Annotated in this window: 1 protein-coding gene; it reads right to left on the bottom strand. The window is 29.3% G+C overall.

Features of this window, described 5'->3' with window-relative positions:
* Nucleotides 1-283, bottom strand: a 283-nt coding sequence (locus tag B0A80_RS20925) for an AMP-binding protein (protein ID WP_165769313.1), incomplete at both ends; no start/stop codon positions are given.

Here is a 283-nt window from a genome sequence, read left to right as displayed (position 1 = left end):
AGGCTTACCAATTGGGATAACCTTATATTCTTTATCATTCCCAAATCGATAAATAGTCGAATCAATTGTATTCTCAGTTGGACCATATGAATTATATAATGATATTAAATATCTACTACCAAGCCTAGCATTAAAAATATTGACAACGTTCGTATTGATTTTATCACCTCCTGATACTACATGCCGTAAAGTTTGTAATTTCTTCAAATCATTATCTGATAAGTAATCTAGTATATTTTGCAATAATAAAGGAGGCATATTCACCTTTGTCATCTGATATTTT

The sequence above is a fragment of the Flavobacterium tructae genome (assembly GCF_002217475.1).
Lineage (GTDB): Bacteria > Bacteroidota > Bacteroidia > Flavobacteriales > Flavobacteriaceae > Flavobacterium > Flavobacterium tructae.
This window is presented reverse-complemented; position numbering and strand designations above follow the sequence as displayed.